The organism is Spirosoma gilvum, assembly GCF_054776815.1.
Genome location: NZ_BAAHBH010000004.1, coordinates 548,424 through 571,095 on the forward strand (window position 1 = coordinate 548,424; position 22,672 = coordinate 571,095).

Genomic DNA, 22,672 nt, shown 5'->3' on the forward strand with positions numbered 1-22,672 from the left:
AAAAGAGATGGAAAAGAGGAACGAAGTTCATTCGTTGAAACATTCTTCCTTTCGTCCCTTCTCCTTTCTTCCTTTTCCGTTAATTCAATTGCAATTCCACTTCGGCGGGCTCTTCGACCACGACGGCTTTATTGAAATTCACTAAAAACAGGAGTACCCCTACAGCGGCAACTACCCCGCCAATGTACAGGAACGCCTGCCCGTAGGTAATTGACTGCGATTTGAACAGGAAGCCCATCAGCATACCACCCAAGTTACCGCCAGCCCCAACAACGCCCGAAATAACGCCGACAGCTTTTGGATTGACGAACGGAACAATGGCATACGTCCCACCATTCGACATTTTCAGGAAGAGCGCAAAAATCAGCATCGAGGCAATGGCCATGGGCAAGTTACCAGCCTTGGCGAACAGGATAATACCCAGTCCTTCGAGCAGCAGCATACTGGCCAATAGTACACCCTTACCACGCATGCCGTATTTCTTCCCGACTTTATCGGCGACGATACCGCCCAGCGCCCGGGCAAAAATGTTCATGAACCCAAACAACATGGCCCAGAAACCCGCTTCGGTCTGCTCCATTTTGAAATTATCGAAGAAGTAAAGAGCTGCAACCCCATCGAAGGTGATCTCCATCCCGAAGCAGCAGGCATAGGCCAACGCCAGCGCCCATACGCGAATGTCAGCGCAGGCTTTCCAGAAGCTTACTTTTTCCCCTGTTGCAACCGACCGTTCGATCTGATCGAAATTCCCAGCGGGAGTGTCGTGTGTGAAGCGGTAATACACGAATGCCATAATGAGCATCAGCACACCAGGCACCACCATGGCCAACCGCCATGCTTCGGGCTTCGTATAGCCGAAACCAACGATAGTTGCCATGATCAACGGCATGGCCAACTGCGTGATACCACCACCCAGATTGCCCCAGCCACCGGCTACGGCATTGGCCGTCCCTTTGATGCTGGGCGCAAACATCACCGATGTATGATACTGCGTAATCACAAACGACGCGCCGATAATCCCAATAGCCAGTCGAAACAGCAGAAATGTGGTATAATCATGCGCCAGGCCGACTAGCATCACAGGAAATGCTCCAATCACCAGCAAAGCTGTGTAGGTCTTGCGTGGTCCCCATGTATCGCACAACCGACCGATGATCAGCCGGGCTAGAATGGTAGCCGATACAGCGGCAATAATCGTGTTACCAACTTGTGGTTTGGTTAGTCCCAGATCTTCACGAATGGCGGGCATGAGCGGAGCCAGGCCAAACCAGCCAAAGAAACAGACGAAGAATGTAAGCCACGTAATGTGAAAAGTCCGCATCTGAACGCCTTTGAAATTCAGTACATTCAGCGAATCGAGTGGCTTATTCATGATTGAATTCATAGTTGTATGCATTTAGAGATTTAGAGCTGTGTAGTAGATTTATAGTAACGCGGGTGGAAACCCGCGATTTGCAACCAGATAGCGCGGGTTTCCACCCGCGTTACTACCAGTATGTCTTACTTTTTAGAAGCCAGGAAATCAGGACGAATGTTGATCATCAGGTACGACCAGGTGCCGATCTTGTTTTTCTCATCCATCGTCCCCTGCTTGGTGTATTCGAGGGTATTCGTACCGTTCATGATCGAATAGCCGAACTCAAGCGTGGTAAACTTGTTGAGCGCGTAGGTCGCCACGAAGTCGTACTCCATACCCAGTTTTGCATTCAGCAACGTACCGGCTGGCACATCGGGCATCTTGTTATAGGTCGCATTGGCAAGCGCGAAGTAATGGGCGTCCAGCGTCGTCGTCAGGCGGGTTCCGGCATATTTGAATTTCAGGAACGCATCTTTCAGACCACCGGCGGGTGCTCCTGTTCCGACGTAGAAGTAGTCCATATAGCCCCAATGCCGGTGTGGCGTTCCATAGAGGGGGTCAAAGCGGCTGGTCTCACCCGATTGAATCGTTGTGGCATCGTTCCCCGACAGCACTTCATAACCCGGCCCAACACTGAACGCCCCCCGTTGAATCATGAAGTTGGCACCATAGTGATAGGCCTTTTTGAGCGTCAGGCCATCCCGGTCTTTGCCACTTTGCCCATAGGCAAAAGCCTGCCACTGCACTTTCCCGACTTTCGACGACGCATTCCCTACTAGTCCCGTTAGCATCGCACCATACGTGACCCGCGAATTCACGCTCGCCACGTCATAACGTCTACCATATACGTAACCCTGCGTAGCGTTCCCAAGTGAGTCGATCCGATATTTTTGAAAATCGTCTTTAAAGAGCAGTGCCGAGAATTTCGTTAGGTTGAATTTCCGAGTCAGATACGCCATCTGGAACGACTTAAACTGCTGGTTCTGGCCATTGGTGCTCAACGGCGTTGCCAGCACGGGTGCCCCACCTTTACCGGCTGTAGGCAGAAAACCGGTCGGAATCGCCAGCGTTACGTTCTTGGTCGACAGGGCGGTAGCCGGTGCGTTACCGGCAGTATAGTAATCTCCTACAGTTCCGAACGCATCGGTGTTCTGGTTGAAACCAACGCCCAGATCAAGTGCCCAGCCCAGGTGCTGTGCTTTCAGCAAAGCGGCATCGAACCGGCGGCCCTGCTGGAGCCAGTCGAGGTTACCCAGCAAGCGAACATCATCATAAACAAGCTCCTGGCGGCCAATTTTTAGCGACAGATTTTGAACAGGCTTGAATTTAATGGTTGTATCGGCACTGTTAGCCAGTGTAATTTCGGCCCAGGCTTCGTGTACCATCAGTCGATTTCCATCGGCATTATTGATCGTTGACGCATCCTGCCCCCATACGCGAACATCCTGTACTGAGGTCTGAAACTGCACCCGATCCCACTTATACCCGAAGGTAAGACGGGTACGCTGTGAGGTAAAAAACGCAGCGGGTGCCTCTTTGGGTGCCAGGTTACCCAGTCCGTTTCGGAGTTCAGTACGGGTCCGCAGTTGCCCGATCAGCGAAAACTGTGCTTGCGCCGAACTATATATAGCCAGAAGCAAACTACCGGTTAGCAGGCATTGCTTTATAGTAAATTTCATCAGAAAGACTGTCGATTTGGTGAGAAAATGAATGGAATTGGCAAAACGAATTCACCCCAGCTAAAAATGTGGGTCGACGTAAGACAATAATCAGAAAGATAGAAGGTAAGCAGCGCCTGACGAGATCTAAGACGATCGGCTACTACCTGCGTTGGCGAAGAAGCAAATTTGCTTTACGAGCGTTTTTTCATTTTCTTTGACGCGTTTGTGTTTTTCGCATAGACAAACCCTGTGAAGCCGGTCCAAAGGTGCCCCCACACCGGATCGGCTTTTTCTGTTCTCTGTTTACAGTTTTCTGTTTACAGTTGCGGTTCCCAACCTAGACTAACGCACGCCTACTTCCTTCGCGTCATCTAACTGAAAACAGAAAACAGAAAACTCAAATCAGTAGGCCATGGAAACGTTGTGCAGGCACTCCGCCAGATAGGACGGATGCAGTGCAACTACTTCGCCGATGACCAATACAGCAGGCGCCCCCACGCCTTGCTCGGCCACTAACTGCGGCATATTCCAGACCTTACCAATTACGCAGTGCTCATCGGCACGCGTTCCGTTCTGTATCACCGCCATCGGTAGATGCCCCCGACCAGCCTGGCAATACAAGTCGCAGATTTCGGTCACTTTACCAAGGCCCATCAGCACAACAACCGTCGCTTTCGACTGAACCGCCAACCGAAGATCGTCGGACAGTTCGCCATGGCGGGTGGTGCCAGTAATGACCCAAAAACTTTCGCTTACACCCCGGCTCGTGACCGGAATCCCCTGTGAAGCTGGTACCGCTATACTACTCGAAACACCTGGAACTACCTCGCAGGTTATTCCATACTGACGAGCATACTCACACTCTTCAAACCCACGACCGAAAACGAAAGGATCGCCCCCTTTCAGCCGCACCACATGCCCGTACTCCTGCGACAGACTGACGACTAAGGCATTAATCTCATCCTGTGAGAAGGATGCCTTACCCACCCGCTTACCTACATAAATTTTCAATGCCCGCTCAGGGGCAAACTCCAATAAAGAATGATTGGCAAGGTCGTCGTATAAAACAACGTCGGCTTGCCGAAGCGCCCTGACCCCCTTCAAGGTGATCAATTCGCCGTCGCCGGGACCCGCCCCCACGAGTGTTAGCTTTGGCCGCATCTGATTCTTCGTTTTAGAGTTAAATAGTGGTATTGTACTATTTGTAGTGATTTACCACTATTGGTGATTCATGGTTCAAAAGTAGAGACGAAATTCTTAAAAACAAGGGTTTTTTAAAAAATTATGTTTTGAAATCGACCTAAATCAAAATATTACGTTAGGAATTACAAAAAATACCTTTTACTTTTGATCTGCCTTATGGGGGACAAAAAGGCATTGTTTCTTGGATTAATTCAATAATAAATCAGGGTTTTCACAATGTTGTAGTTACTTCTAACTATGAACACAAACACAAACAAGCATGTCGTGGTCATCGGCAACGGCATGGTGGGCTATAAGTTCTGCGAGAAATTAGTAGTCAAGCAAAAAAACGAGAGCCGATTTACACTGACGGTTTTTGGGGAAGAACCGCGTGTGGCTTACGATCGCGTACATCTAAGTGCCTATTTCGATGGCAAGACCGCCGACGATCTGACACTGGCTCCTGCCGACTGGTATGCCGAAAATGGCATTACGCTCTACCTAACCGACCCCGTCGTTGACATTGACCGCGAACGCAAAGAAGTTCGGTCGCACCATGGGGTTGTAGTGCCATACGACTATCTAATATTGGCTACCGGTTCGGGCGCTTTTGTGCCGCCCGTAGCGGGTGTTGAAAAAGACGGCGTGTTCGTGTACCGGACCATCGAAGATCTCGACCTTATTCAGTCATACGCCCGTAAAGCCCGGTCTGGATTGACCCGGTCTGGATTGACCCGGTCTGGATTGACGCGTAAAGGCGCAGTACTTGGCGGTGGGTTGCTTGGGCTGGAAGCCGCCAAAGCCCTGCTCGATCTGGGTCTGGAAGAAGCCCACGTAGTGGAGTTCGCGCCCCGGCTGATGCCCCGGCAGATCGACGATGCCGGGTCGGGAATTCTGCAACGGCAACTGGAATCCTTAGGGCTCAACATCCACCTGTCGAAAAGTACGCAGCAAATTACCGGCGAAGATGCCATTACGGGCATGCAGTTTGCCGATGGCTCTCATCTGGACGTCGACATGCTCATCATTTCGGCCGGTATCCGACCCCGCGATGAACTGGCGAAGGCTTCCGGTATCGATACCCATCCACGGGGTGGCATATTGGTCGACAACTTCCTGCAAACGTCTGATCCGTCCATTTTTGCCATTGGCGAATGTGCCGTTGCCCACCACATGATTTATGGTCTGGTTGCTCCAGGCTATGAAATGGCTGATGTGGTTGCCTCTCGACTGATGGGCGTGGAAAAAGAGTTTAAGCCGTTCGATATGTCGACCAAGCTTAAGCTGATCGGCACCGATGTCGGTTCGTTCGGCGATCCGTTTGCCAGTGGTCCAAACTGCCGGACAATCGTCTATGAAAATAAGGCTAAAGGTGTCTATAAACGAATTAATATTTCCTCGGATGGCAAAGAGTTGCTGGGTGGAATTCTGGTGGGCGATGCCGAGCAGTATAATATGTTGCTCCAAACCTGCAAGAACAAAACCGTTCTCCCACCCGACCCTGAAGACCTGATCCTGGGTTCACGCGGGGGTGAAGAAGCGGGAGCCGGTGTTATGGGCCTGCCCGACGATGCGCTCATCTGCTCATGCGAAGCCGTAACGAAAGGGATGCTTTGTCATGAAATCGGTGAAAATGGTCATACCTCAGTCGATGCGTTGAAGAAAGCGACCAAAGCCTGTACGGGTTGTGGCGGTTGTACGCCGATGGTGAAAGATCTGATTCAGGGCGTGTTGAAACAGCAGGGCGTTTACGTCCGCAATGTACTTTGCGAGCACCTGGAGTATAGCCGCCAGGAGTTGCTGGATCTGATAAAAATTAACGGTCTGAAAACCTATAATGCCGTTCTGGACCAATTCGGCCATGGCGATGGGTGCGAAGTTTGTAAACCAGCGGTGGCGTCTATTCTGGCCAGTCTTTGGAACGAGAACATTCTGGAAAAAGGCCGGGCTACCATCCAGGATTCAAACGACCGCTATCTGGCCAATATTCAGAAGGGGGGTACCTATTCGGTCGTGCCGCGTATACCGGGCGGGGAGATCACACCCGACAAGCTGATCGTGATTGGTCAGGTAGCGAAGAAATACGGCTTGTACACGAAAATCACCGGTGGTCAGCGCATCGACCTGTTCGGGGCTCACGTTGGCGACTTACCAGCTATTTGGGAGGAACTAATCGCGGCTGGTTTTGAAAGTGGACATGCTTATGGCAAAGCGCTGCGGACAGTGAAGAGCTGCGTCGGAAGCACCTGGTGTCGGTTTGGCGTACAGGACTCGGTATCGTTTGCGGTTGAGGTCGAAGAACGGTACAAAGGCATTCGGGCACCACACAAATTGAAGTCGGCGGTTTCAGGCTGCACTCGGGAATGCGCCGAAGCCCAAAGTAAGGATTTCGGCATCATCGCTACCGAAAAAGGCTGGAACCTGTACGTATGCGGCAACGGCGGTATTAAGCCCCAGCATGCGCTGCTCCTGGCTTCCGACGTCGACAAGGAAACCTGCATCCGATACATCGACCGATTCCTGATGTTCTACATTAAAACCGCCGATCCACTCACCCGAACCGCTACCTGGCTCAACAAAATGGACGGTGGCATATCGTACCTAAAAGCCGTTGTGGTTGACGATGTGTTAGGTCTGGCTGCCGATCTGGAACGCGAAATGCAGTTACTGGTCGATACGTTCAAGTGCGAATGGGCCGAAGTGGTGGAAAACCCTCACCTTCGCCAGCGCTTCGCTCACTTCGTTAACGTACCCGAGCAAAAAGATCCGACTATCCAATTTGAGACCCTACGCGATCAGAAACGCGCCAAAGAATGGGCGTAATATAGTGTCATTAGTGGTCATTCATCTCGTGGTGTCAATTTCTCAAAACTGACGCCAAGCGGTTTTTCAAAACCGTGTCAAATAAATTTCTAACGCGGTTTTGAGAAACCGCTTAGTGTCGGGTACTTCTACCCGACACCACAAAAAATGACAAAAACAATGGAAGCGATTTCGATAAATAAAGACAAACTGACCTGGCACCCAGCCTGTCGGGTCGAAGATATTCCTGCCGATGGGGGCGCTTGTGCGCTGATCGGTGGCCGGCAGATCGCCATTTTCAATTTCGCACGTCGGGACGAATGGTACGCTACTGATAACGAATGTCCGCACCGCCAGCAGATGGTCCTCTCACGAGGTATGATCGGCAGTCAGGGCGACGAGCCCAAAGTAGCCTGCCCTTTTCATAAAAAAACGTTTTCGCTGAAAACGGGCCAGTGTCTGAACGACGATAACCACCAGATTAACACCTTTCCGGTAAAAATCGAGCAGGGTGTTGTGTATATTGGCGTGTAAGTGATTGTATGGTTTACGGCCTTCGGTTTGTGCCGGGCCGTAAACCATAGCAGTAAAACCGTAAATGGATTTTATGCACCAACTTGACCAACAGGTAGCCAGCCGATTGACTCGGTTTTATGTGATAGCCCTCACTGTCATTGCGATGCTATCGTTGGGTGGGCTTTGGTTTATAAAACAGACACTAAGCAATCACTACGACGATGGGCGGGTTGTTAATGTAGCTGGTCGACAACGCATGTTGAGTCAGCGCCTAACCAAGCTGGCCATTCTTCGGGCCGAGGGCATCGCAGCAACCGATACGGTTTCGTTCGATTCATTATTATACGACTGGCGGAAAACTCAGGATCAACTGCGACGGGGAAGGCTTCAGATGGAAAAAGGCTATGCTGTTCGGAAAAGCCCGACGCTCGATAGCATGTTCGGCCATATTGAGCCTTACTTCCAAGCCATGTATCAGGGATTTAGTCGAATCAATGCGCCACAATCACCACCTGCCGAACGTAAAAAAGCCCTACAGGTCGTACTCCAGAATGAGTTGTCGTTTTTAAAGCAAATGAACGACATCGTTTTTCAGTTTGATACCGAAAGTGTTGAACGCGTCCGCTCACTCGAACGAATTGAATGGTTGTTGACCAGTGCTACCCTGATCACGCTGCTGATTGAAGGTTTATTTATTTTCAGGCCCGTTGTCAACCACACCAAAACCGTAATCAGCCGATTGGCTAAATCCGAAAGCTCGCTCCAACTGGCTAACCAACGACTGGAAATCACTAACCGGGAACTAGGCGCAACGAATGAGAATCTGGCCTATACAAACCAGAAATTGCTGGATACACAACAGGAGCTGATTCGGACAACCGAAGAAAAATATCAGCTCATTCGGGCCGAAGACAGGGTTCGATCGGCAGCGCTACTCGAAGGCCAGGAGGAAGAACGGCGTCGATTTGCCCGCGAACTACACGACGGTATTGGGCAGATGCTAACCGGCTTAAAACTGCATGCCGAAAAAATCAAGTCATCGACCCTGGGTGATGAGAAACAACGGCAGCGGTTTGCGGAACTCTGTGACCTCATCGCCGACATTATCCAGACCACACGCCAGGTGTCGTATAATCTGATGCCGTCTACCCTGGGCGATTTCGGTTTAGGGCCTACTTTACAGCTATTAGCGGAACAGACCGCCCGATCGTCGGGTACGAACGTAGTCTTTGATGGGCCTCGTGACGCCCCTCGGTTAAGTCCGGCCATGGAAATCGGCCTGTATCGAATTGCGCAGGAAGCGCTACACAATGCGATAAAATATGCCAATTCACAAATAATTCGCATTATTCTTTGGCAAGATAGCCATAAATTAGTGCTTTCTGTTGAAGATGACGGAAAAGGTTTTTCGCTGAAGACAACCCGGTCAAAGGAAAAATCGTCGCTGATCGTTAATGGGCTGGAGAATATGCGGACTCGTGCCCTATTGCTTAAGGGCACGCTTAACATTCAATCTAAACCCAAAAAAGGAACAACTGTCCAGGTAACTGTCAATTTATCAGACAGTTCTCAATAAAACGTAAAAACCGTAAACCCTATCACCATGGCGATACGCGTTCTTGTTGCTGATGATCATTCAGTCGTCCGAAAAGGTATCCGGATGTTGCTGGAAGACGAACCCGACATTCAGATCGTTGGCGAGGCTTCTGATGGCGATGAGGCCGTTGCCTTATTGTCGGGGATCGATACGGACGTGTTGCTACTCGATATTACCATGCCTCGTATGTCGGGAATAGATGCGCTGAAGGTCATATCCGAAAAGTACCCCAAGGTGCGAACACTGATGTTCAGCATGCACAACAATCCCGACTATATTCTGAAAGCCGTTCAGCAAGGGGCAGCCGGTTATCTGCTGAAAGATACTGGTCAGGAAGAGATTCTAAAGGCGGTACGAACTGTAGTGGATGGCGATTTATACTATCCACCCAATGCATCGTCGGTCATTATTCGCCATCTAGTATTACCCAATGCCATCCAGCGAAAAAGTGAAACGGAAAACCGGCCCAAACACCCGTCCATCTGGAACAGGATTACCTCTCGGGAAGCCCAAATCCTTACCTGCCTAATCGATGGGATGAGTAGCCCCGAAATCGCGGATCGCTATGGCATCAGCCCCAACACAGTAGCTAACCAGCGGGCAAGCATCATCCGAAAGGCCGGCGTTAAAAACACGGTCGATCTGATTCGGATTGCACTGGAAGAGAAAAGTCGATAACGAACCGGGGAATTAAGTCGACTAATTTCTGCCAACTTCGTACGTAGTATACCCAATAATAAATATATACTAACTAAATAGTTTCTACAGATAAAATAATAGACGTTTATTCTAAAAATGGCCCCATCCCATCATACATATACTGATGAAAATAGTGTCTACCTATTTACTATCGGGTTGGCTTCTATTTCTGATCGCTTGTACACCTTTGTATGCGCAAACGCCTGTTCCGTCGGCCTCCGCCCTTTGTGGCATCACGGAACTAACATCTGAACAAGCCCTCTCACTTACCAAAGAAGCGAATCTGGCTCTACAAAAAAAGAAAGCCTCTGGAGCCGTTTTTACCACTATTACGTATGTTCCTATCCGACCGCACATTGTCCAGCGTAGTGACGGAACGGGCGGGTTCAGCCTAGCCAGCCTGAATCAGGTCATAGCCCTTACCAACAGCTATTTTCTGACCAATGGCTACGGCATTCAGTTTTATTTTGCCGGCGATACGCCCGATTATATCAAGAACGACTCCCTCTATATCAAGGGGATTTTATACCCCGATGGAAACGCGTCCAATGCACTGAACCAGTATTATGTGCCCTTCATCTCCTCCGGAGCAGGAGGCTATGCCTATTATCCGTCTAATGACATTATTTCTACTCGCTCAGTCATCGCTGTCGGTGGTTTTGAGACAGAGGACGATCTGGGCAATCGGCTGATTCCCCATGAGCTGGGCCATAATTTTAACCTCATTCACACGTTTGGGCAGAATCCGGGCAGTGGAGCCCTCGGTTCTGGCGTAACAACGGAGCTGGTCACACGAGGAGCTGGAGCCAACTGCACTACCGATGGCGATCTGGTATGCGACACACCTGCCGACCCGTACAACATGCCGGGAGCCAATCTTATTTATGTAAATGGGTGCCCACAATATGACCCCACCAGTACGGCCCGCGATGCCAATGGGGAAGCTTATTTGCCCTCCATTACTAATATCATGTCGTATTATTTCCCCTGTACAAGTAATTTCACCGCAGGCCAGTACGACCGAATGCAGGCAGGGCTAGCGTTGCGACAAACACACACTGCGTATACGCTCATTGCTCCCCCCACAACCGTAACTGCACCCAGCAACCTAACAGGGACTGTCAGTGGCACATCGATTATGTTGACCTGGCAGGATAATGCAACGAATGAGATGGGTTATTTCATCGAACGATCCACCTCGCCTACAACGGGCTTTGTGCCGATTGGCGGTGTATCGCCCAATGTAACCACGTTTACCGACACGAAGGCCGTGTTCCTGACGCAGTACTATTACCGTATTCGCCCATCCAATACCACAACTGGTCGTTTAAGTCCAACAGTTGGTATTCTGCTAAATTATCAATTCGTAACAACTAATATTACCGCTTCGAGTGCTCAGTTAAATTGGGGAAGCGTTGGCAATAATAGCACCTACGATTTGCAGTGGCGGGCCGTAGGAAGCAGTACCTGGAACACGTACAGTCAATTGACCACTACGAACTATACGCTCTCTTCTCTCACAGCGAACACGGCCTACGAATGGCAGGTTAAAGCTACCACTTCAGCTACGTATTATTCGCCGGTTAGCTTCACAACAACCTGCCCAATTCCTGCTGGTTTTGGGTATTATGCCTATCGCTCATCAGCCTATATAAACTGGAATCAATATGCTGGCCAGACCTATACTTTGCAGTGGCGCATAAAAGGTAATACAAACTGGAGCAGCCTGGCAGGTTTATCGACTGTGCCTTATTCGCTCACCGGCCTAAACTCATCTACGCCCTATGAGTGGCGGGTTCAGGGCTTCTGCCCAAATCCACCAGCGATTACCACCGATTTTTCCAGTATTCAGTCATTTACTACCGTTTCCTGCCAGTTACCCTATGGCCTATATTCAACCGATACGTACGCTACTTCGGCACGTCTCTCCTGGTCTGATGCGTACACCGAACCTACTAAAGCCTATGAAATCCGCTACCGTCCGGCCGGTTCTCCCGATTGGACTACCGTTAGCAGCCTAACGGCGTCTACCTATTCCCTAACAGGTTTAGCTTACAATACACCCTATGAATGGCAACTGAAGAGTATTTGTACACCCACTGAGAGTTCGTCTTATTCGCCAACCAATTCATTTACGACCGTTTGCCGTATACCGGCCTACCTGTCTTCTTACCTAACAGCGACAACTGCTCAGCTATCCTGGTCAACCAGTTATCCATTAGAAGTGGGCGGCTCGTATGAGCTTCAATACAGACCAATCGGTGCTACAGACTGGATTACAACAAACGGCTTAACGACAAGTTATTATTTACTGACGGGTTTAACCACAAACATTACCTACGAATGGCGCGTTCGTACCAAATGCTCCGACGTAGCCCAATCCGATTATTCAGCTACCAGTACATTCACGCCTGCCTGCAAACCACCCGCTTCGTATTATACGAATTTAGTTTCATCCACATCCGCTCAACTGGTCTGGAATGGCAATGGGACATTAGACGCCGGAACAACATTCGATCTCCGGTATCGACCTGTTGGCAATCCAGAATGGACTATGGTAAACAGTTTACCGATGGCATCGTCGGGCAATACGATGTACACAATGACCGGGTTAAGCAACGGGGTTCAGTATGAATGGCAAATTCGGTCGGTCTGCTCCGCCACCCAGAGTTCGACCTTCACGGCCAGCCAGATCTTTACCACCCAGTGTCAAACGCCCTATATGTGGGTAAATATGCAGGTAACATCTGCCACGCTAAACTGGTATCAGACGGGTCTGGATGTTACGTACGAAGTGCGCTATCGACAGGTGGGAGTCAATAACTGGACTACGATCAGTAATCTAACCTCAACCAGTGTTTCAATAACAGGTTTAACCGCCAATACACCATATGAAGTACAAATCAGGACGGTGTGTAGTACTGGAGCACTATATAGCAGCTTCTCAAATTCCGTATACTTCTACACAGCGTCCTGCACTACACCGACCAACTTATATGTTACGAATCGTCAGGCTACTTCGTCTGACTTAAACTGGTCTTTCTATTACGGCAATAGTGACACTCGCTATGAAATCCGTTACCGGATTGTAGGATCAGCGACCTGGACAACCCTTAGCAATCTGGTTAGTTCAAGTAGCTACAGTTATACGACTCTAACGAACTTAGCGACTGATAACCAGTATGAATGGCAAATCAGAACCCGTTGTTCGGCTACGGAAAGTTCGGCATTTTCGGCATCGTCGTTTTTCACGCTCTGCTCCCAGCTATATACGCTCCAGACTGGCTTCTGGACCGACTCATCTATCTGGTCATGTGGCCGTGTACCCTCCAGTGGCGATGTAGTTCAGTTAAAACATTCTGTAACCCTCCCAACCGGTTATGTTGCCACCGTCCAGAAAGCGGGCTTTGACCCTGGAGGGAGTTTGCAATACAACAACGGCGCCCAGTTGAAAATCGGCTATTAACGAATCGATACTGCCTATGGCCTGGTTCTGATACCGGTCAGCAATTACGTTTTGACCAGAGGGCTAAACTACAATTGGGGCTATAGCTTAGACTAAACTTTAATAATCACATTCTTACGGTACAGCCACCACAAAATTCCAAACCAGATCAGCACAAACGTCAATGCTCCGGCTAGTGACGCATTGGTTGGATCGGTAAAAGGAGGTGCTATAAATGTTCGGTAGAGGTAGTCTTTCAGACTAACTTCTGTTCCATCGGGCCTTGCCACATGAATCAAATTCATGATTCGTGGAATCAGTCCTGACAGAAAGAAAACGGTAATCGCATTAACCCCAAACGCTACAAACGGTACTATAGCCCAGCGGTAGTTTTGCGCTTTGGCCTGCCCGTCAATTAGCCAGTAACACAACGCCAGCACCAACATGGCCAGTCCTGCCGCTAGGAGCACATACGAACTGGTCCATAACGCTTTGTTGATCGGAAAGAAACCGTTCCAGATTAATCCGCCAAATAGGGTCAGGCAACCGATAGTGAAAAGCCAGGCCACCTTTTCTGAAACCGGCCTATTTGTTCGTAACCAGGTCCCGGTCAGCATACCGATCATGCCGGTACCTAGAGCGGGCACTGTGCTAAAAATACCTTCGGGGTCCCACACTTTGGCTGGTTTATAGACATGGGCAGGTGTCAGAATAATTCGATCCAGCCAGGCCGCCAGATTCGTTTCGGGTTCCAGATTGGCATACCCCACACCTGGTACGGGTATCAACGTCATGGCTAACCAATAACCAATTAGGATACTGCATAGTGTGTAAACCTGCTGACGAGGAGAGGTTTTCAAAAAGATCAGCGAGCAAACCAGATAGACAATGGCGATCCGCTGTAATACGCCCAGAATACGAACCGTCGAGACATCGAACTTTGGAAAAAAATTCAGGAACAGGCCAAGCAGAAATAGGGTGACACTACGCTTAACTATTTTTTGAATTACTCCCTTTCCCTCACCTACCTTGCCCCCCAGGGCAAACGTAATGGAAACGCCGACGATAAACAGGAAAAAGGGGAAGATCAGGTCGGTAGGCGTCCAACCATTCCAGGCAGCATGTTCAAGCGGTGCGTATATATGCCCCCAATCGCCCGGATTGTTCACCAGAATCATAGCCGCGACTGTAAGGCCACGAAAAAAATCGAGCGAGAGTAAACGAGTGGCACCCGTTTGCTGCGTTGGACGGACTGACTCGGCAAGAGCTGGCTTCACATGCATTGTTCGAAACGAATATATAACTAAAGGTAGGGCAAAGGCATTAAAAAAGCACCTTCAACGCATCTGGTTATAAGTTACCTATATCCTTTATGAGCGGCTAGCACCAAGTTAACGACCTTTTAACCAAGCTTTATATCTCTTTTAATAAATACGACAGATATTTCCTCCGTAAACATATCCACCTATGAAAACGACTCTACACATCGCTATTCTGTGTACTCTCCCTTTTTGTTCATGGGCTCAGGCCGATAGTACACTCAAACCTATTCAATATCGGGAAGCAGTTGAAGGTTATGGCCGATACATACACGGAACACGCATTTTTAGTTATGATGGCATTGATGTTAGTAATCCAACCCAAACCTTAAAACCATATATTTTAGCTGTTAAAGACAGTAGTGCCACCTACGAATACCAGCTTTTTGAGAAGCAAGCACAAAAAATCAGTGAGAAAAGCGCCTTCTTCTGGACACTCTTTATTACCGGTACCATTGAACTCACCATAGGGGCTATTCAAAAAAAGAATTATAATGCCGCCTTAGCTCAACAACGGTAAAATTACTACTCGACACCCCCTCCTGTTACAAAAACCGTTACGCCGTCTACCCCCGTTACTCCAATCTGCGAATGCCAGTGCTGGACTGGGATTGGCGATGCATCGGGTACTATTGTTTACACATGCGGTAGCAACACCTCTATTAAAACAACAAATCCCTGGCCTTCAACAACTCCTACGTCGTCTACGCCAACTACCCAACCGGTAAGCACAAGCGGCCCTCCCACCTCGGTTGATCTTCCCAACGGAAATAGCTGGATCATTACGGGTTTATCGAGCTATTTTCTGGGGACGGTGTTTGCTCTTTCAGGCATCGGCAAATTGGATCCTGGCTTCCATTTTTTACGGTCAGTTCAATATTACAATCGGGCATTGGGCAAGAAGGTGTCCTGGCAACTTCAACCTATGGGTGGCTTTAATTTTTCGGGCGTACGACTCGTAGGCAAATTTTAGCTAGTCGCTTTGAATCAACCAAACACTTTGGCCAGTTTTTTCTCCAGATCCTTTTCCAGTTTCAATAGTCCTTCCGAATTAGGCAAGTAAGTCAGTGCTCGGTGATGCCGTAAATCAAATGGAATATCCCCTACCGACTGCGTGATAGGAATAACCAGTTTGCCCAGTGTATGCGCAACGCCGGTCTCATAAAACACATTCGGGTTTCGATCCGTAAAATCGGTGATAACCACCTGAGCGGTGAAAATAAGGTCAAACACGTCCTGAATCAGAATGCTATTATTCCAGATATCGTCGGCCCGCTGGCAATCGATCCTCAGTTTGGCGCACACGTTACGAATAGCTGCGTACGTTCCCGAAAATCGACCTTCGAACGGCATCATGACCGCCAGTGAATTGCTATCGACGGGTTTATCCGGGATTCTGAACACATCGGGTGCAAATGTTATGACTCGCTCAGGCGCAATGGCCTGAATCGTCGAGATAAAATCAGGGGCTATCCGGGCACTCCGCCCAAGTAAGGCCTTTTTGGTTTCGACAAATCGCTCTATTTCATATAAATTACTGACGCTCTCACTCATCAATTTGGAGAGCACCTGTAAGCTATTGCCTTCATAATCATCGTCTTTGAAATCCAGGCTACGTAACAGACGTGGGTGATCTTCAATCAACTCCAAGCTATCGGTCAGGTAAGCCACTTTGATCCAGTCAGCTTTCGTAAAATGATCTACTATAAATTCATGTAAGGCAAATAATCGGAGTGCTTTCTGTCTGTTAGGTCTGGTCATCGTTCTATCAATTACCCGATATAATACAACTATAATATATTTTGCAATTATATTCAAAATCTATATTACAATAACTAGTTATTTCATAATTTAAATTTTTAGCATATTTTCATTCAACAGGTATTTTTATAAAGAGCCTGTTGAAACTTTTATTTCAATGGCTTTTTTGTCATCCTGAGGAACGAGGGATCTTCGGGTGATCTGATAGATTAACCGAAGATCCCTCGTTCCTCAGGATGACAAAGCACACCAATTAGTGATCAATTATAGAAAGTTAAAACAGGCTCAAGAATAAAGCCCGTTCAAGCAACACGTATATATCAAAAAAGCCCCTCCTTTTACAGGGAGGGGCTTTTTTGATTACTTTATCTTTCTAGAAACGCCAGCGGACAAAGGCTTCCATGGCTTCGTATTCGGCGAGGCCGAGTCGGTTGTATAAACCAGCCGTGGCACTGTTACGCTCTTCAGCCCGTTGCCAGAATTCGCGCGAATCGGTACCCTGGTACACCACGCCATCTTTTTGCGATTGGTGTTTGAAAATACCCAACCGCTTTTTCATCACCTGATCGGGCGACATCGGTACGGCCATTTCGATTTCGTGAATATCCCACTCGGCCCATGCTCCGCGGTAGAGCCACACCCAGCAGTCTTTCATGAAATTCTTATGTTTTAGCCGACGTACTGCTTCCATTACAGCATCCAGACATACTTTGTGCGTACCGTGCGGATCGGCCAGATCGCCAGCTGCATAGATTTGATGCGGTTTGATTTTTTCAATCAACGCCATCGTAATCTTAACATCTTCCTCACTGATCGGTTTTTTGGCTACGGTTCCGGTTTCGTAGAAAGGCATATTCATAAAGTGCGCATTCTCGACCGGAATACCCACAAACCGGCAGGTCGATTTTGCTTCACCCATCCGAATCAGGCCTTTCACATAACGTACTTCGGGCGTATCAACTTCACTGTCTTTCTTTTCACGTAATGAGGCTGCGGCATCATGGAAAATCCGGGTAGCCTCGGGACTATCAATGCCAAACTTAGCGTTGAAGTCAACGACATAGTCGGCAAAGCGAAGCGCTTCGTCATCCGCCACGGCAATGTTGCCCGAGGTTTGATAACCTACGTGTACCTCATGTCCCTGATCGCGCAGGCGCTGGAAGGTGCCTCCCATCGAAATGATGTCATCGTCGGGGTGCGGGCTGAAAATCAGGCAACGCTTATGAGCTGGTAAAGCACGCTCAGGCCGGTTGGTGTCATCGGCATTCGGTTTGCCACCCGGCCAACCCGTTATGGTATGCTGGAGCTGGTTGAAAACGTCGATGTTAATGTCGTAAGCCTGACCGTACTGGGCCAGCAGGTCGCTCATCCCGTTGTCGTTGTAATCGCGGTCGGTCAGTTTCAGAACAGGCTTACCTAAGGTCAAAGACAGGTGGGTGACGGCCTTTTTCTTCATTTTGTTGTCCCAGACAACCGAATCCACCAACCAGGGCGTTTTCATGCGGGTCAACTCCGAAGCAGCCGCTTCATCGATCACAAACAGCGCATTCGGGTGCGTTTGTAGATACGAAGCTGGATTTAATTCGGTAACCAATCCTTCAACAGCTCCCCGAATAACAGGCGCTTTTCGCTCACCCCAGGCTAGCAATACAACCCGACGAGCCCCCAGAATACTTGCCACACCCATGGTAATGGCTTTGCGAGGGGTTTTAGCCAGACCACCGAAATCGACCGACGCGGCTGCCCGCGTCGAGTTATCGAGCATCATCAGTCGAGTGTGCGAATTGACCAGCGAACCAGGTTCATTGAAACCGATGTGTCCATTACCACCAATACCCAGCAACTGAAAATCCAGGCCGCCAGCCGCTTCAATAGCCGCTTCGTACTGTTTCGAAAATTCAGCTACTTTATCGGTCCGAAGCGTTCCGTCGGGAACATGGTAATTGCCCTGGGGTATATCAACGTGGTCGAACAACTGCTCCCGCATAAAGCGCCAATAGCTCTGGATCGAATCGGGCTCCATCGGGTAGTATTCATCCAGGTTGAATGACACCACATTCCGGAAACTCAGTCCTTCTTCCCGGTGCATCCGAATCAGTTCGGCATAAACCGTTTTAGGCGATGAGCCAGTTGCCAGACCCAATATGCAGGGTTTTCCTTCACTTTGTTTCTGGCGGATCAAATCAGCAATTTCCTGTGCCACAGCCCGCGATGCAGCTTTGGCATCGGCATAGATATGGGTGGGAATTTTTTCATACGTGATGGCCGATTGAATAGGGCCACCTGCGGGTGATGCGCCCGGCAACAGGCCGTCTGGGCTGTCGACAATAGTTGACTCCGTGATCATGCGTTATGCGGAGAAAAGATGGTTTAGCAACCGCAAATGTCGCAAAAAATTAGCCAGTTCGCACGAAAAGAAAGAGGCTAGATTAAGTTTTTTAAATTTTTTAATAATTAAAATTACCTAGCCATTAGAAGGTTATCAGTCTTTACGAGCCAATTGATCGGCAATCATTGCTGTTTTAAGCGATTCCAGTCCATTTTCTTCCCGAATAATTCGGTGAGTTTCGGGATAGTGGATAGCCTGAAGCTGATCGCGAAACATGAGCCGAAGCAACTCACTATAGATATGCTGTTTTTCGTCGCCAAAGCCGAAGCGAAGTTCAATCTGCTGATAGGCATCGAAGGTTTTGTGGCGACCGCGTAAAGGTCTGTCTTTCCCACCAATATTGGCCGTCACGTTTAATTGAGCCCCTGGAAACAAATCCATTAATGACCGAGTCGTTTCTTCATCGACGGCACACCGCATAATCATACGCGTGGGTACCCATTCGAACAACGTAATGTCCCCGCGTTCGAAGAGAAGCCGCATTTCCTGGCGATCCATCCGGCCAGTTTGGGTAAATCCATGATAAAAGTTGACTAGCTTCTGACCGCTTTCGTCGTCGCCATATTCAACGGTTGCCTGTACCTGATCCTCAATATCATTACTATCTGGCCGCTTCAATACCTGAGCTGCCTTGACTGTACCCTCACCGAGCCACCCGGCAAACATGTCGAAGAAATGTACGCCGTGTTCGATGAAAATACCGCCACTTTTGGTCCGGTCCCAGAACCAGTGTTCGGGCGAGAGTCCTTCGTCACCCGCATAGTTTTCGAAGTACCCGTGCAAGAACTCTCCCAGCAGTTTCTTATCGATCAGGTGTTTGATCCGGGCAAACATCGGATTATAACGCTGCATGAGGTTGGTGACCATCAGCAGTCCTTTTTGCCGGGCCGTCTCAATCATCTCCTGTCCCTGTTCGGGATTCATGGCCAGCGGCTTCTCGCAGATGACGTGCTTTCCAGCATTGAGCGCCATCATTGCCTGTTCATAATGGAGAAAGGGCGGAGTTGCAATGTAAACAATGTCGACATCAGGGTGATTGACCAGTTCGGCCAGGCCGCCGAGCTGCTCAGCCCCGAATCGTTTGGCAACGGTGGCCGCTTCTTCCCGCTTCGAACCCGCAATGGCAACCAGTTTTGCATGAAGTCCGTCGGGAAAGCCAACCTGTAAAAACTGCTGAACAGCAAACAATCCGAATCCTCCCATCCCGATCACACCAAGCCCTAATTCCTGCGCAGAACGTGCATTTGTTTCCATAGAATCAATGTTGTATTCCTGAAAACAACTGCTCACGAAGCGTTAATGTTGGCTCGATCAGACGACAATTATCTATAAATCACCTGGAGAAGACCTGCTCAAATAAAAATCAGACTCCCGTTGACGAGCGCTTTCTGATAATTCTCCTCATCGAACTGGTAGAGATAAGGTGATTTATGTGCACCGCCCGTGCGCCGTTCGTCCAGGCGCTTTAGAATGTTTAGCCCGGTTATTTTTTTGTGAAAATTACGCGCATCCAGCGGTCGGCCAAGTACGGCTTCGTACAAACGCTGTAGTTCAGGAATCGTAAATTTTTCGGGCATCAGATTCATTCCAATAGGTTGCCAGTTTAGTTGAAGCCGGATCGTTTTGAGCGCTACGTCGACAATATCCCGATGGTCGTATAGCAAAGAAGGCAGTTCGCTCACATCCCACCAGCTACATTCGTCCGACATAAAATCGGTAGACGGCGTCACTTTTGTATAATCGACCAACGCATAATACCCTGCCGATATGGTTCGGGTTGGCCATCGACTTCCAAACGAAAAGGGCATTTTTTGCCGTTGCCAGGTATCCTGCCAGTCGTAGCGAACGGCTTCCCCAAATAAGTGAAATTGTTGGAGATAGATTTGGCCTAATCCAGTACGTTCGCGAAGTACTCGCCCGGCAGCCGTATCGACCGATTCGTCCTTATAAATAAAGCCACCCGGTAGACACCACTCGTTCGTGTCTTTCCATTGTAGCAATAATACTTTCAGCCGTGTATCATGAAACCCAAAGATGACGCAGTCGAGCGACAGGCCAAGAACACATTCTTCGGCAACGGTCTGGAAGTAGGTAGTTAGTTGTTCAGCAAAAGTCATGGGGAAAGTTAAAACGCTTTCCGCCATTTTAACAACATTGATTTTGAAGAGCTTTTTGATCAGGCACTCTTCGCGTTTTAACGAATAGACTCTATCAACCGCTTAAACTCAACTTTTATGCGTTTTACCTATTTACTCTCAGCCGGATTCCTGGTTACGGCACTGCTTAGTCGGCCAGTTGTAGCACAAAAGCTGGCACCCGGACCACAAGTCATGACTTTCTTCTCGGATGTCGATGACACAGAACAGCCTTATGGTTTATATGTTCCCAAGAATTATAACCCAAAGAAAAAATATCCGCTGGTGATCATGCTGCATGGTGCCGGGTCAAATCACCGGTTATCGCTTCGACGGGTATTCGGCAAAAGCAACGCCAATGGTGAAACCGATATTGAGGCTACCCGCTACTTCCCCGAATGGACCGATGTTAATTATATTGTGGCCTCACCGTTTGCTCGTGGCACGGCTGGCTACCAGGGTATTCCTGAAAAAGATGTGTACGATATTCTGGCCGACGTCAAAAAACGCTTCAACATTGATGAAGACCGAACCTATCTAACCGGGTTGTCGATGGGTGGTGGCGGCACCCTCTGGATCGGTCTGAGCCGTCCCGACATCTGGGCCGCCATTGCGCCCGTTTGTCCTGCACCTCCCCGAGGTACTGAAGATCTGGCCATGAATGCGACGAATTTCCCTGTACATCTTTTCCAGGGCGATGCCGATCCTGCCGTAAAACCCGAGGGAACGCGGCAATGGGTAAAACGTTTTCAGGATTTGGGCGTCAATGTTACCTATAAGGAATATCCGGGTGTAAAACATGACAGTTGGGTGCAGGCCTATGAAAATGAATTTATTTTCGGTTGGTTCGACCAGTTCAAACGGAACCGCTTTCCCGAACGTGTGCGCTTCGCGACTAAACAATACAAATATCCATCGGCCTATTGGGTAACCATCGATCAGTTGACGCCCGGTGTGCTGGCTAATGTCGACGCTAAATTTTCGGGGCAGAATCACATTGACATAACAACAGCTAATCTGAGTGCTTTGACCTTAAAACTAGCGGGCCACCCAAACTTCAAAGCCAAAAAACCTGTCGACATTATTATTGACGGCAAAACAATAAACGCGCAATCCAGCGATGCCATTACCCTGGTGAAACGCAGCAACGGCTGGGAAGCTGCGACCTTTGAGCCTACAGCCAAACGCATAGGGGCCGAAGGCCCACTGAGCGAAGCATTTGCCAGTCGGCATCTATACGTATATGGCACGGGTGGCAATCCGTCGGAAGCTGAGTTGAAAGCTCGTCAGGAAATGGCTACGATGGCGGCCAACTGGGCAAACTACCGGGGTGAGTTTCTGGGTCGGATTATGGTTTTCCCCCACGTAGTAGCCGATAAGGACGTCCGAACGAGCGATATCGAAAGCTCGAATCTGATCCTTTTTGGCACCAAAGAGACCAACTCCATCATCAACCGCTTTACCGATAAGCTGCCCATGCAGCTCTCGGCTTCGACCACCGATCACGGTCTGTTCTACATTTTCCCGATGAACAATCATTATGTAGCTGTCAATTCAGGTTTGCCCTGGTGGACTGGCTCTACAGGTGCCAATTATTTTACGGGTCGTGTAATGGATGCAATGTCGAGCTTTAACGATTTTGTGCTGTACAAAGAGTCCAGTCGTACGCCAATCGTCAGCGGGCACTTTGATGAATCGTGGCATGTGCCTAACAACGAGGCAAAAGCACTAACGGCCACAGGCGTTGTAACGATATCGAGTACAGGAACGACTACAACAACCCGATAAGCGGGCGAAATGCATTTTCGC

Annotated in this window: 16 protein-coding genes; 7 read left to right on the plus strand and 9 right to left on the minus strand. The window is 49.1% G+C overall.

Translation table 11 applies throughout. The annotated features are described in order from the left end of the window. Positions 1 to 79 precede the first annotated feature (79 nt). The 3 genes from ACYVFD_RS13670 to cobA form a co-directional block, all read right to left on the minus strand. Positions 80 to 1,384 carry a NarK family nitrate/nitrite MFS transporter gene (locus tag ACYVFD_RS13670; protein WP_461090697.1) on the minus strand — a complete coding sequence of 435 codons (1,305 nt, stop codon included), beginning with the start codon at positions 1,382 to 1,384 and terminating at the stop codon, positions 80 to 82. A gap of 116 nt (positions 1,385 to 1,500) precedes the next feature. Then, entirely contained in the window at positions 1,501 to 3,036 is a 1,536-nt protein-coding gene (locus ACYVFD_RS13675; protein WP_461090698.1) for an alginate export family protein, read from the minus strand. Positions 3,037 to 3,420: 384 nt separating this feature from the next. Beyond that, a complete protein-coding gene (gene cobA, locus ACYVFD_RS13680) occupies positions 3,421 to 4,179 on the minus strand; it encodes a uroporphyrinogen-III C-methyltransferase (protein WP_461090699.1) in 759 nt (252 codons plus the stop codon). A gap of 279 nt (positions 4,180 to 4,458) precedes the next feature. Between cobA and nirB the strand changes: the two genes are divergently transcribed. The 5 genes from nirB (at position 4,459) to ACYVFD_RS13705 (ending at position 13,280) form a co-directional block, all read left to right on the plus strand. Beyond that, a complete protein-coding gene (gene nirB / locus ACYVFD_RS13685; protein ID WP_461090700.1) occupies positions 4,459 to 7,023 on the plus strand; it encodes a nitrite reductase large subunit NirB in 2,565 nt (854 codons plus the stop codon). A 159-nt stretch (positions 7,024 to 7,182) separates the two neighbouring features. Further along, positions 7,183 to 7,536 (plus strand): nitrite reductase small subunit NirD, encoded by a 354-nt coding sequence (nirD, locus tag ACYVFD_RS13690; RefSeq protein WP_461090818.1) that lies wholly within the window; start codon positions 7,183 to 7,185, stop codon positions 7,534 to 7,536. Between the two features lie 73 nt (positions 7,537 to 7,609). Then, complete coding sequence (locus tag ACYVFD_RS13695; RefSeq protein ID WP_461090701.1) at positions 7,610 to 9,094, plus strand: ATP-binding protein; 1,485 nt, start codon at positions 7,610 to 7,612, stop codon at positions 9,092 to 9,094. 27 nt (positions 9,095 to 9,121) lie between these two features. After that, positions 9,122 to 9,793 carry a response regulator gene (locus ACYVFD_RS13700; protein ID WP_461090702.1) on the plus strand — a complete coding sequence of 224 codons (672 nt, stop codon included), beginning with the start codon at positions 9,122 to 9,124 and terminating at the stop codon, positions 9,791 to 9,793. Positions 9,794 to 9,938: 145 nt separating this feature from the next. Then, positions 9,939 to 13,280: a fibronectin type III domain-containing protein gene (locus ACYVFD_RS13705; protein WP_461090703.1), complete on the plus strand. Its 3,342-nt coding sequence runs from the start codon at positions 9,939 to 9,941 to the stop codon at positions 13,278 to 13,280. Between the two features lie 92 nt (positions 13,281 to 13,372). On the opposite strand, the gene ACYVFD_RS13710 is transcribed toward ACYVFD_RS13705, so the two are convergent. Beyond that, on the minus strand, positions 13,373 to 14,542 hold the full coding sequence (locus tag ACYVFD_RS13710; RefSeq protein ID WP_461090704.1) for an acyltransferase family protein: 1,170 nt from the start codon (positions 14,540 to 14,542) through the stop codon (positions 13,373 to 13,375). A 184-nt stretch (positions 14,543 to 14,726) separates the two neighbouring features. On the opposite strand from ACYVFD_RS13710, the gene ACYVFD_RS13715 reads away from it, so the two are divergent. Beyond that, positions 14,727 to 15,098, plus strand: coding sequence for a hypothetical protein (locus tag ACYVFD_RS13715; RefSeq protein WP_461090705.1), 372 nt, complete (start codon positions 14,727 to 14,729; stop codon positions 15,096 to 15,098). Between the two features lie 116 nt (positions 15,099 to 15,214). On the opposite strand, the gene ACYVFD_RS13720 is transcribed toward ACYVFD_RS13715, so the two are convergent. The 5 genes from ACYVFD_RS13720 to ACYVFD_RS13740 all read right to left on the minus strand — a co-directional run bounded on the left by ACYVFD_RS13720 (position 15,215) and on the right by ACYVFD_RS13740 (position 20,845). Beyond that, positions 15,215 to 15,361 carry a hypothetical protein gene (locus ACYVFD_RS13720; protein WP_461090707.1) on the minus strand — a complete coding sequence of 49 codons (147 nt, stop codon included), beginning with the start codon at positions 15,359 to 15,361 and terminating at the stop codon, positions 15,215 to 15,217. 204 nt (positions 15,362 to 15,565) lie between these two features. Then, complete coding sequence (locus ACYVFD_RS13725) at positions 15,566 to 16,339, minus strand: hypothetical protein (RefSeq protein ID WP_461090708.1); 774 nt, start codon at positions 16,337 to 16,339, stop codon at positions 15,566 to 15,568. Between the two features lie 373 nt (positions 16,340 to 16,712). Beyond that, the gene (gene nagB, locus ACYVFD_RS13730) at positions 16,713 to 18,686 is read right to left on the minus strand and encodes a glucosamine-6-phosphate deaminase (protein ID WP_461090710.1); all 1,974 of its coding nucleotides are present in this window, start codon (positions 18,684 to 18,686) and stop codon (positions 16,713 to 16,715) included. A 135-nt stretch (positions 18,687 to 18,821) separates the two neighbouring features. Then, the gene (locus tag ACYVFD_RS13735; RefSeq protein ID WP_461090711.1) at positions 18,822 to 19,982 is read right to left on the minus strand and encodes a Gfo/Idh/MocA family protein; all 1,161 of its coding nucleotides are present in this window, start codon (positions 19,980 to 19,982) and stop codon (positions 18,822 to 18,824) included. Between the two features lie 98 nt (positions 19,983 to 20,080). Continuing rightward, positions 20,081 to 20,845 carry an NUDIX hydrolase gene (locus ACYVFD_RS13740; RefSeq protein ID WP_461090712.1) on the minus strand — a complete coding sequence of 255 codons (765 nt, stop codon included), beginning with the start codon at positions 20,843 to 20,845 and terminating at the stop codon, positions 20,081 to 20,083. Between the two features lie 117 nt (positions 20,846 to 20,962). On the opposite strand from ACYVFD_RS13740, the gene ACYVFD_RS13745 reads away from it, so the two are divergent. Then, a complete protein-coding gene (locus ACYVFD_RS13745; RefSeq protein WP_461090714.1) occupies positions 20,963 to 22,651 on the plus strand; it encodes a carboxylesterase family protein in 1,689 nt (562 codons plus the stop codon). The last annotated feature ends 21 nt before the right edge of the window (positions 22,652 to 22,672 follow it).